This window comes from Natranaerofaba carboxydovora (assembly GCF_022539405.1).
In the GTDB taxonomy this organism is placed as follows: Bacteria; Bacillota; Natranaerobiia; order Natranaerobiales; family Natranaerofabaceae; genus Natranaerofaba; species Natranaerofaba carboxydovora.
The window spans coordinates 1732699-1745092 of sequence record NZ_CP054394.1 but is presented as its reverse complement, the minus strand read 5'-3'; the positions used below and the strand labels follow the sequence as shown (position 1 = coordinate 1745092).

Sequence of the window (12394 nt, the reverse complement as noted above, 5' to 3'; positions counted from 1 at the left end):
CTTCATTATAGCTAACCCAGTAATTTTTTTCAATAATCATTGAAATAAGCATTAGTACACCATAAAACGAAATTTCATTGAATTAATGATAGATTTAATCTATCTGACAAATCCTCTAATAGCCTCATCCCAGCCAGAGGATTACTCTTTTTATTAAGAGGTGGGCTTAATATACCAATCCCCATTTTTCCTGGTACTACTGCTAGGATACCTCCAGAAATACCGCTTTTAGCAGGGATACCAACCCTAACAGCAAATTTGCCGGATTCATTATAAAGTCCGCAGGTGAACATAAATGTTTTTATAATCCTAAAGTACCTTGAAGGAATCTCTACCCCAGAAAAGCTCAAAGAGTTAAAACCTGACGTTCTTGCAAGTACTGCCCCAATATAAGATAGGTCTTTGCAGGTGACTTTCAAAGAACACTGCTTAAAATATAATTCCAGGATTTTATCTACATCTCCTTTTATAGCCCCGATATTTCTTAAAAAATATGCTATAGAACGATTTTTATCTGCAGTTTCTTTTTCTGATCTATAAACATCATAATCAACTGAAATAGTAGGATTATTAGATATGCTAATCATGAGTTCTTTTAGCCGGTTGAATTTGTCATCATAATCTTTGCCATGAATGAAAGAAGTGGTTGCAATAGCACCTGCATTAACTAAAGGATTTAGAGGTGTGAGATTGTTAAAAGATTCTAGCTTTGATATAGAGTCAAATAAATCGCCCGTAGGTTCCATACCAATATCAGAAAAAACTTTTTCTTCGCTATTATCTATCAATGCCTGTAAAAGAGCAAACACTTTGGATATGCTTTGTATGGTAAAAGGGGTGTCGTAATCTCCTGCGTTAAAGCTTTCATCTTCTACCGTATGTATACTTACTCCAAACAAATTTGGATCCTGTTCTGCAAGAGCCGGTATAGACGTAGGCAGGTTTCCTATTTTTGCCCAGTTGAAATTTTTTTCTATTAATTCGTTTAAAAATTTATTGGTTAAAGTTTTATTATGTACATTATTTATTGTTTTTTCCAAATTTGTTCTCTCCTTTCAATCTTCTTTCATTCTCTTTATACTTTACTTTTTATTTTATATTTACATAATAGCCAAAATGCTCCAGAATATCTGATTAATTAATATGGAAAAGCTACAAAAGACAGCGATGTATTGCAATCAAAAATAAAACTTTGTTCATAAGAATTTTGTAGTTGAATTCAACAATTAATGGGGTGGATCTAATTGGAGATTGCAAATAAAGATAGCTTAAAATTATATACTTTAAGTTTCGTTCCATTTATTATGGTGCTCGGTAATTCATTATTAATTCCTGCTTTTCCACAGATTCAAGAAGCTTTGAATATAACTCAGTTTGAAGTAGGGCTATTAATTACTGTCTTTTCGATATCTGCGGGGGTTACAATACCTATAGTTGGGTTCTTATCAGACAAGATAGGAAGAAAAATTATAATAATCATCGCATTATTTCTTTATGCTCTAGGTGGGCTTATATCTGGTTTTGCTGCTCTTTTGATGGAGGACCCATATACCATTATGCTTGGCGGAAGACTTATCCAGGGGTTTGGTGCCGGGGGAACTGGGCCAATTGCCATGGCTCTTGCTGGGGATTTGTTTCAGGAAAGTAAGAGAACCAAGGCTATGGGTGTTTTAGAGGCTTTTAATGGTCTTGGTAAGATTGTAAGTCCCATCCTTGGAGCAGTTATAGTAGTTTTGTTTTGGTTTTCACCTTTTTTTGTGTATCCTGTTCTTGCGATTCCAGTTATTATCTTTATGTGGATTGTAATAAATGAACCTGAAAACAAATCAACTGGTGCGGATTCAAAAAATTCATTTAATGATTATTTTTCTGGGATAGGTAATATCTTTAAAAAGCAGGGTTGGTATCTTATAGGAACCTATCTTGCAGGTTTTAGTGTGTTGTTTTTTTTGTTTGGGACCTTGTCATATATGTCAGATATTTTGGAGATACGCTATGGTTTATTTGGGGTGTTAAAAGGTGTTGTCCTTGCTATACCAGTAATAGTTATGGCAACTACTTCTTATACTATTGGAAAAGTTATAAAAACAGACAGGTCTTTAATGGAATATGCAGTAGTAGGTGGTCTATTATTTGGTAGCATAGCATTTTTGTTTATAGCTTTATTTATTGAAAGTGACTATGTATTTTTTGCAGCCATTGTTCTTGCAGGCATTTCTGCAGGAGTTATCTTGACTTCTGTAAATACGTTAGTTACAAGCTCCACAACAGGTCGTGCAAGGGGTGGTGTTACTTCGCTTTATGGTAGTGTTAGATTTTTTGGGGTTGCAGCTGGGCCACCAGCATTTGGTTGGATGGTACAGGTCAGTCGGATCTTTATGTTTGGCATGGCTGCTGGATTTTTGCTTTTAATGACTATCTTTTCCTATATTGTAATACTAGTAGTAAATAATCAAAGTGAAGATGTTGATATCTCTGTAAATGCTGGAGGAAAGCTAAAATCCATTAGGGACAAATTAACATCTTTAATTGGTGGAAAGAATAGGGTAAAATGAACGCTAGAGGTGGTTAATTTGTCTATTAGATTTGTCTTAGGTCGGGCCGGTATGGGTAAGACCCGTTATTTTATAGATATGATTAAAGATAAGTTAATATCTGACCCTGCGGGTGATCCGATAATATTAATAGTTCCTGAACAGTCTACCTTTCAGATGGAGCAGGCTTTTTTAGAAAAAGAGGATAACGGATTAGAAGGTAGTGACAAAGATATAGAAGGATTTACCCGGCTACATATATTAAGTTTTGAACGTTTGTCAAAAAAAGTTCTTCAAATGACTGGTGGCGATAACAAGGCACATCTTACTGATACGGGAAAAGAGATGATCTTAAAAGGTCTGATTCAAGATAGGTTGAATGAGGGTAGTATAGAATTTTTGAAAAAGGCTGCGAATCAAAGAGGTTTTGTCGATAAGCTATCAAACCTGATACGAGAAGCCAAAATGTATAATATTTCTCCCGAAGATTTTGTAATAGACAGGCTTAATGAAGAAAAATCAGAAGAAAACAAAGAAGAGAACACTGAAGACGTTCTTGATAAGAAATTACAAGAGATTTCATTTCTGTTTGATGATTACCAAAAACATGTTGAGGATAGTTATCTTCACCAGGAAGATTATTATTTTAAAGCCTATGAAAAGATAGATGAATTTGAATTACTACACAATAGTGAAGTATATGTAGATGGATTTTTTGGCTTTACCCCAAGAGAGCTAATGATGTTAGAGAAAATAATGCTTAATGTAAGTTATATGGAGATTTCTTTAACTTTGGATCCTTTATTGTTACAAAATAAAAATCAAAAAAATATTACTGAAGTGGATCTATTCTATCCTGTTATTGAAACATATAATAGGCTTACTCAGATGGCTCTTAAGAATAATATTGATATTCTTGATCAGGTTGAGCTTCCAAGTAAAGATAAGCATAGGTTTAATGAAGCGGACGAACTTTATCTTTTGGAGAAAAATTGGGATAAGATATCTCCAAGGGAAGTCTATACGGATGAACCTCAAAATATTGAACTTATTCAGGCTTCTAATAGACGAGGTGAAGTGGAGAAAATTGCAAGAAAAATCCTTATAGAGGTTAAACAAGATAGCAAAAGATTCAAAGATATATCAATAATAGTAAGGGATTTTGATGATTATGAACCTATCATTAAGTCAGTCTTTTCAAAATATGATATTCCTTATTTTATCGACAAAAAAGAGATAGTTTATTATCATCCTTTAGTTGAGTTATTTAGGTCGGTTCTTGAGATAGTTATGAGTGACTTTTCTTATGAAAGTGTTTTTCGCTATTTGAAAACTGACCTTGTTGACGTCTCTAGAGATGAGGTTGATAAGCTTGAGAATTATGTCTTAGCCCACGGGATAAAGGGTAGGCAGTGGATTATGGACGAGCCCTGGGGCTATGTGTTAGATACTGACCTTGAGAATTTGGATGATAAAGTATCAAAGAAAGATAAACAAACTTTAGAAGAGATTGATGTGACGAGAGATAAAATAGTAAAAGTTCTTAAACCAATATACGAAAGCCTGAAGATTGGTAAGCATAAACAAGCCTATACGGCAAAAGAGATAACTTTAAAGTTGTGGGAATTGATTGAGGAGTTAAATGTGCCATTGAAGCTTCAGGAGTGGATAGAAGATAATAAAAGTTCAAAAGAACACTATGAAATGCAGTTTAATACCCAGGTCTGGGACGTGTCGGTGGATCTTTTTGATGAACTTGTTTATTATCTTGGTGATAAGAAGATGAGTGTGTATGAATACTTACAGGTGCTAGAACAGGGTTTTGAAAATATATCTTTAGGACTTATCCCTCCTTCGCTAGACCAGGTAGTTGTAGGTTCTGTAGAGAGGTCAAGACAGCACGATATCAAGTCGATATATCTTTTAGGACTGTGTGAAGGATCTTTTCCGGCATCATTTTTGGAGTCGGGGATATTTAATGACAGAGAAAGACTTGTTCTTCGAGATAAGGGGATAGAACTTGCTCCAACAACAGAGAAAAAATTATATGATGAACAGTTTTGGGCCTATGTTACCCTTACAAGGGCCAGAGAAAAACTTGTTTTAAGCTATCCTTTGGCAGGGCAGGACGGGGGGACCCTACATCCATCACCAATAATAGATAATATCAAAAGAATCATTCCATCCCTTGAAGAAGAATACTTCCATGAAGATCTGACAGAGGATGAACTTGATATCTTAATAAATCCGAAAAACTTGATTCCAATTATGGTCCAACAGATGCAAAAAATGGATGAGCCATCTTCTTTTTGGAAAAATGTATTAAGTGTAATTAAAGAAGATTACATTGATGAGCTTAAACAAAACCCAGCCTATTTGGGTCTTTCCTACAAGAATCAAGTTACAAAACTACCTGATAATTATATTGATGAAAAATATGACGGAGTACTAAAAAGCTCAGTATCAGCCCTTGAAAACTACTGCAGCTGTCCCTTTATGTTTTTGGCAGGTAGGATGTTAAAGCTAAAAGAAAGAGAATTTTATCGTTTGGACCCTCTTGGCTTTGGTATTTTGTATCATGCAGTCTTAAAATTATTCTTTGAAAAACTTAATGAAGAAGGCCTCTCTTGGAAGGATGTATCAAGCGAAGAGATAGAAACCTTTATAGATGAAATATTAGAAAAACTGTCAGGTAGATTAAAAAGCAAGATTTTGGAGAGCAGTGAAAGAAATAGGTATGTAACAGAAAAATTAAAAGAACACTTGAATAATGCCATTAGTATATTGGCCGAGCATGAGATAAAAGATGGTTTTAGCCCTTTGTATGCTGAACTTGAATTTGGTGAAAAAAGAGAAGTTCCGCCTTTGGAGATAGAGATTGATGGTGGGAGGAAGTTAAAGCTTGAGGGTAAGATTGACAGGATAGATGAAGCAAAGATAGATGGTGAGAAGTATGTCAGGGTGATAGATTACAAGGGTCAGACAAGGCCAATTGATTTAAAAGAACTATATTACGGGATAAACCTTCAGCTTCCTGTTTATCTTTTAGTAGTTGTTAAAAATTCTAAACACCTTTTAGATATAGATAGTAAAAGCGTAAAACCCGGTGGGATGCTGTACTTTGGGATAAAAAGCCCTGTAATAACTTCAGAAACACCGCTAACTAAAGAAGAGGCAGACAAAAAGTTTAGAAATAAGATGAAGATGGATGGATATATACTAGCTGATGAAGGAGTATATAATGCCATGACAGGAGGTAGGGATGATTTATTAAAACAAAAATATTCTACAAAACAGGGAAGATTTACTGCTAGAAGTAGGGTGCTAGATATAGATGATTTTTCGCAGGTGCTTAATTTTTCTGAGAAGAGATTAGCTATGCTTGCTGGTGAGATTTGTGAAGGTAATTTTGATATAAGCCCCTACAAAATGGGGACGGATACACCTTGCGGATATTGCTCTTATAATCCGGTATGTCAGTTTGACCTGAGATTTGATGGTAATAATTATAGAAGAATTGGAGATAAAGATAATTATTTAGAGTTAATAACCGGTGAACTAGAGGATTAGTAAAATTTTTTGAAAAACTATAAAGTATCGTGCATATTAAAGATTGATGTTTGAAACAAAAATTTATGTAGTTTATATGGCTTTTTTGTATTACATCAGAAACAAGTTTAGATTATCGTATTCGAGATAGAAAATGATTGAGTTATGCCTAGAGTTATGGCTAACTCAAGATGAGACACTTTTTTGAATTTAGGAAGGAGAAAATCTTTGATGAGTGAAAAGGAAAAGATATCCTGGTCTGATACCCAGATGAAGATAATAGGTTCCAAAAATGAAAATGTACTTGTCTCTGCTGGGGCGGGAGCTGGTAAGACTGCGGTTCTTGTTGAAAAAATTGTGAGGCGGGTAGCGGATGAAGCTAATCCTTTGAATGTAGATGAAATTCTTGTAGTGACTTTTACAGAAAAAGCTGCTCTTGAGATGAAAGAGAGAATTAGCAAGTCACTTACAGAAAAGCTGATTAATGATCCATCTAACAAAAGGATAAAAGCCCAGCTTCAACTTATAAATAAGGCAAATATCTCGACCATACATTCTTTTTGTAATGAACTGTTGAGGAAATATTTTTATATGTTAGAGCTTGACCCTGATTTTGGGATTGCAGGTGATCAAGAAGTAGAGCTTATTAAAGATGAAGTCTTAGAAGGCTATCTTGAAGAGATGTATGAAAAAGAGTCAGACAATGAAACAAGCAAAGAAGTAAATAGTGATACTTTCTTTAGACTTGTGGATTATTATGGGGGAAGTCTTGATGACTCAAATTTAAAACAGATGATACTCAGTCTACATGAGTTTTCTAGAAGTCACCCTGATCCAGAAAAATGGTTAAATGACGTTGGAGAATATTTTTCCATGGAGGGTGTTAGTTCACTGTCAGATAGTAAATACTTTGAAGATATAGTGGAGATTTTGGAGGAAAAAGTAGAAAAGATAATCAAAGCTCTTGAAAGAGCCATAGATAGGGCTAATCTTCCCGGGGGACCTTATCAATATTATGAAAGGTTAGAAGAGGAGCTTACTACGGCTTGTGGGTTAAAAGAAAAGCTTAATGATAATGATACTAAAAATTGGGACAAGTTAAGAAGTATCTGTCAGGGCTTTCGGTTCAAAAGACTACCCTCTATAAAAAAAGACGATCCGGTAGATGATGAACTAAAAGAAGAAGTAAAAAACTTGAGAGACAAGGCAAAAGATGAAATAAAAAGCCTTAAAGATAGTTTTTTTTCACGACAAGAAGATGAAATGATAGAAGAACTAAAAGCTGTAGCTCCATATATGAAGCTACTAACAGACATGGTTTTTGAGTTTGACAGGCGCTACATGGAGGTCAAGAAGCAAAGAAAACTTCTTGATTACAGTGATTTGGAGCATAAAACCCTTTTACTTTTAGAGTTTGAGGAGATAGTAAGGGAGTTAAAAGAAAAATATAAAGAAGTGATGGTAGATGAGTATCAGGATATAAACGGGGTACAAAACGAAATATTAGAAGTCATTAGCGATAGCACTGTGAACGATTATCCATATATGTTTATGGTAGGAGATGTTAAGCAGAGTATATATAGATTTAGACTTGCAGAACCGGGGCTATTTTTGAACAAATATTATAAATATAGTGATTATGATAATCAAGAAAATGATTTAGACTTTCCTGGTCGGCTAATTGAACTAAAACAAAATTTTCGCTCCTCAAAGAAAGTCATTGATGGGGTCAATAATATCTTTGAAAATATAATGACAAGAAAAATTGGAGGAGTAGACTACGACGAAAATACAAGGCTTGATAGTGGTAAAACTTTCCCTAAGCCGGAGCAGGACCAGGGCCAAAAAATTTTGCTAGATAAGCCTGTCGAGGTACACTTTGTACAAAAAGATCAGGAAAGGCAGCTAACAGATGAAGAACAAGAAGCAAAACTTATAGCAAAAAGAATAAAAGAGTTAATAGATAGTGGCTACTGTGTTTATGAAAAAGATATTGATGAGTATAGGCCTTTGGAATATAGGGATGTTGTAGTCTTAAATAGACAGCTAGGTTCTCACGGGGAGCGGATAACAGAGATATTTGCTGAGGAAGAGGTCCCCTTTTATGCGGAGCTAAATAAAGGTTATTTCAAGTCACCAGAAATTCAGGTGATGCTTTCACTTTTAAAAGTTATTGATAACCCAAGACAGGACATACCCCTGGCAGCAGTTCTTAGATCTCCAATATTTAATTTTACTGAAGAAGAACTGTTTGAGATTAGAGGTAGAGGGGATCTTTATGAAGATTTGATTAATGTTTCTGGGGTTAGTAATGATTTTAGTGAAAATGCAAATGAGAATGAGAAAGAAAATGTTGTGCAAGAAAAAGTAAAAATAGGCTTAGTATCTAAAATTAATGAATTTTTGACAAAACTAAATAGATGGCGCAGCTTTTCAAGGAAAAATAAATTATCGGAGCTTATCTGGGACATCTTTGAGATTACTGGATATTTGGATTTTGTCAGGGGACTTAAAGATGGTGAGGAGAGAAAGGCAAATCTACACTCCCTGTATGATTTGGCCCTTCAGTTTGATACTTTTTCTCAGTCGGGACTTTTTAGATTCTTGAGATTTATAGAAAAACTTGAAGATAGGGATGAAGATCTAGCAAAGGCAAGAGTCTTAAGTGAAAAAGAAAATGTTGTAAGGCTTATGAGTATTCACAAAAGCAAAGGCCTTGAATTTAGAGTTGTTTTTGTAATGGGGCTTGGGAAAAGTTTTAATATGAACGAAATAAAGAAAGATCTTCTTTATCATAAGGAGCTTGGGCTCGGTCCAAAGATAGTTGACCTTGACAAAAGATTAAAATATCCGACCATTTCATATGAAGTGATAAAAGAAAGGATAAGAAAAGAAGTCCTTGCCGAAGAGATGAGAATACTATATGTAGCACTTACAAGAGCGGAAGAACACCTGATACTAGTGGGGAGTGGAAAGGAAATAGATGGTCATGAGGAGCCTGATAATATAGGCTGTTATTTTGATTGGATAATCCCCAGTATAAGTTATGATGTGAATGATGAAGGGCATGGTGAAGGGCATAATAAAAGATATTTTGAGCTCCAGGTTCATGAAGAAATTCAAGATGAGAAAACTCAGGATGATCAAAATCAGTATGAGAAATCAGAAGGGTACGGTGAAATTGCTGTAGGAAGGGAAACTGAAGATGTAGATGATTATGAGGAAGAACCTAGTGATATTGTTGATGAAATTGATGATTTAGAAGCCATTAGAAGTGCCCTTAACTGGAAATATCCATATCAACATGTAACACAACTGCCGGCAAAACTAACAGTTACCCAAATACAGCAGGAAGCTAAAGAAATAAGGGAAAGTAGAAAAACTAACGAAACTAGCAAACATCTAGCTGAGACATTTTTAAAAAGGCCTGAGTTTTTGAAAGAAAAAGAAAAACTGACAGGAGCAGAACTAGGTACGGCCTATCATCTTGTCTTTCAGCATGTGCCATTAGATTTGGCTTATAATGCTTTTGGTGAACATTTAAGTGAATCATTGGATAAATTGATAGAAAAAGAGATAATAACAAAAGAACAAATAGAAATGATAGAGCCGGGCAAAGTGGAGAGTTTTTTTGAAACAGAGCTTGGAAAGAGAGTATTACAAAATAAGGATAACTTAACAAGAGAAATTAATTTTACCCTGGGTGTGTCTTATAAAGATATTGAGATTTATGAAGAGATGGAGGAGACTGATAATAATTGTGAAGAAAAGGATGAAATTATTGTTATCCAGGGGGCTGTAGATTATCTTATAGAGGAAAAGGACGGGTTTTTGTTAATTGACTTTAAGACAGATAATATTAAAGAGAATGAACTAAAAAGATTGCAAAAAGATTACAAGGTGCAGCTTGATTATTATAAAATGGCTGTAGAAAAGATATATAATAAAGAAGTGAAAGAGACCTATATCTATCATATTATGTTAGAGAAGGCTATAAGAGTGGATTGACAGAGTGACTTATAAGTAAGCAAATAATTGATGAGTATAATGGGTATGATGTGATAAAAATAGCGAGAATTAATAGTTAGTTAGTGTTGCTTCGTGCCTTTGGATATGTTATACTTATATCCGCAAAAACAAGATATTGATAAATTAAATAATGGGTCTGTAGCTCAGGGGGAGAGCGCTACCTTGACGCGGTAGAAGCCGGTGGTTCGAACCCACCCAGACCCACCATTAATGAAAACGACAACCGCAGGGGTTATAACAATCCTGCGGTTTTTTAATGAATTTGTTAACCTTCAAGTTGAGCCTAAATTGCGCCCTGTTATATTTTGGATAGGTTAATGGTTTTGCATCGTCACCACTTATGTGTAGATGGCAATATTTTTATTCAACATAAGCAATTCCTTCTTCTTTAATTTCTTCTATAGTCGCATCGGCAAGCCCATGAACTGCATCTAATTCATCAAGGGAATTAAAAGGTCTTAGCTCTATTATTTCTTCTGCTCTTGCTTCTCCTATATTGATTATTTCCTGCAGTTCTTCATAAGATGCTGTGTTTATATTAACTCTTCCAACCGGTTCTTCTACAGTTTCATCATCTGGCTCATCAGTTGCTTCATCTTCTTCTATTATAACTTCCCCGTCCCACGGTTCAACATTGGCGCTCCAGCTATTTTCGTCCAAAGTTATAACTACATCCTCATGATAGTCGTTTCTATAGATTTTCACATCATTTTCTTGAAGGCGCTGAAGCACTTCAGCATCAGGGTGACCATATCTATTATCCTCTCCTACTTGGATAACAGCAGCTTCGGGATCTACTGCATCTAAAAATTCGTCTCCAGTACTTGTGCTAGACCCATGGTGTCCTACCTTTAGTAACTCACTTGGTAGAAGCTCAGGGGAATTATTCATCATCATTTCTTCAGAAGGTATCTCTGCATCTCCAGTTAATAGAATTGACTGTCCTTCAAAATCCAAATCTAGAACTAGATTAAGGTCGTGTATATCTCCTGTGTGGCCTTCTGGTGGATGAATAAATTCAGCGTCTATAGAATCTACATCAAGAGTATCCCCTTGTGTGGCCACTCTAAAATCACTTTCCTGGTTGGCTAATTCGTAATACTCTTCATAAGTTTGTGTATCACGTTCATAACCATTATCGTAGATGACTTCTACATCTAGCTCTTGGTATACATCACTTAATCCTCCGATGTGGTCAGCATGGGGGTGGGAGGCTACGACTTTTTCTATTTCATTTATGCCCAAATTTTCAATATAGCTAACTACTGTGTCACCTTCCCAGTTTTGTCCCCCGTCCACTAATACGTGATTATCGCAAGGTGTTTCAAGGAATATAGCATCACCCTGGCCTACATCTATAAAGTGAGCTGTAAGTTCTCCAACCTTTACAGAATCATCAATTTCTGGAGGGTCAATTGTTATTTCCCTTGCATCTCCGTCCCAATCAACTTCACCATCCAAAGCCTCTCCGGAAAACCTTAGTGGAACATAAGTCCTTTCTTCAAAAACTTGTGCTGGAACATCTAAAGTTTCAGTAGTCTCATTCACTGTAGCTTCCTTACTATCAATTGGTATATCTACTCTCTGATCTTCATGTATACCTGAAGCTACTCTATCTTCTGGGTCCCACTTCATTTCGGCACCTAAGTTTTCGAAAACATCCCTAACAGGAACTAAGGTCCTGTCATCTACAAGCCTGGGTGGAACCTCAGTTTCGATTGTCTGATCATCGATTATTATATCGATATCTTCCTGGGGCTCGGCTGCAAAACTTGATGAGCTAACTAGCATAAAAACAAAAAATAATAAAACTATCCGTTTCAAAGAGACACCTCCAAGTTATTTTTGGCACACTAAAAGTTACCATTAAGCAGCTTTTTTGTCAAAAAGAGTGTATTATAATTTGTCGTGGTATGTTTTTCCAAAGTGTTAAGTGATATAATGGACTTAACGGAGGTGGGTCATATGAAATGGTCTGAAGTTAGACAGTTATATCCAAATCAATATGTTAAATTTGAGGTTTTAGACTACCTTACAGTTGATAATAAAAGGGTTGTTGATAAAGATTTTATTCATAAGTTTAAGGGTATCTCTACCAAATACCTTGATAATTATTTATCATGGTATAATTTTCTTGATTCAATCGGACATGATAATACTGTAAATAATATCAAAGAATTCCTAGTAAAAATATGCCTATACCAAGTTAACGATACTTATGATTCAATTAGAACTTCGAAATTTAGCATAGTTTAGGTTGAAATTATTATTAAGCCATGCCA

At 35.2% G+C, this 12394-nt stretch carries 6 protein-coding genes and 1 tRNA gene; 5 read left to right on the top strand and 2 right to left on the bottom strand.

Going from position 1 to position 12394, the window contains the following annotated elements:
- Nucleotides 1-74: 74 nt before the first annotated feature.
- The gene (gene glsA / locus ACONDI_RS08300; RefSeq protein WP_241078070.1) at nucleotides 75-1040 is read right to left on the bottom strand and encodes a glutaminase A; all 966 of its coding nucleotides are present in this window, start codon (nucleotides 1038-1040) and stop codon (nucleotides 75-77) included.
- A gap of 204 nt (nucleotides 1041-1244) precedes the next feature.
- On the opposite strand from glsA, the gene ACONDI_RS08295 reads away from it, so the two are divergent.
- The 4 genes from ACONDI_RS08295 to ACONDI_RS08280 all read left to right on the top strand — a co-directional run bounded on the left by ACONDI_RS08295 (nucleotide 1245) and on the right by ACONDI_RS08280 (nucleotide 10319).
- Entirely contained in the window at nucleotides 1245-2555 is a 1311-nt protein-coding gene (locus tag ACONDI_RS08295; protein ID WP_241078069.1) for an MFS transporter, read from the top strand.
- An 18-nt stretch (nucleotides 2556-2573) separates the two neighbouring features.
- Nucleotides 2574-6104, top strand: a complete 3531-nt coding sequence (gene addB / locus ACONDI_RS08290; RefSeq protein ID WP_241078068.1) for a helicase-exonuclease AddAB subunit AddB — start codon at nucleotides 2574-2576, stop codon at nucleotides 6102-6104.
- A gap of 210 nt (nucleotides 6105-6314) precedes the next feature.
- Entirely contained in the window at nucleotides 6315-10091 is a 3777-nt protein-coding gene (gene addA, locus ACONDI_RS08285) for a helicase-exonuclease AddAB subunit AddA (RefSeq protein WP_241078067.1), read from the top strand.
- Nucleotides 10092-10244: 153 nt separating this feature from the next.
- Nucleotides 10245-10319, top strand: a tRNA-Val gene (locus ACONDI_RS08280).
- A 153-nt stretch (nucleotides 10320-10472) separates the two neighbouring features.
- On the opposite strand, the gene ACONDI_RS08275 is transcribed toward ACONDI_RS08280, so the two are convergent.
- A complete protein-coding gene (locus ACONDI_RS08275) occupies nucleotides 10473-11936 on the bottom strand; it encodes a stalk domain-containing protein (RefSeq protein WP_241078066.1) in 1464 nt (487 codons plus the stop codon).
- A gap of 141 nt (nucleotides 11937-12077) precedes the next feature.
- Between ACONDI_RS08275 and ACONDI_RS08270 the strand changes: the two genes are divergently transcribed.
- Nucleotides 12078-12368, top strand: a complete 291-nt coding sequence (locus ACONDI_RS08270; RefSeq protein WP_241078065.1) for a hypothetical protein — start codon at nucleotides 12078-12080, stop codon at nucleotides 12366-12368.
- Nucleotides 12369-12394 lie beyond the last annotated feature (26 nt).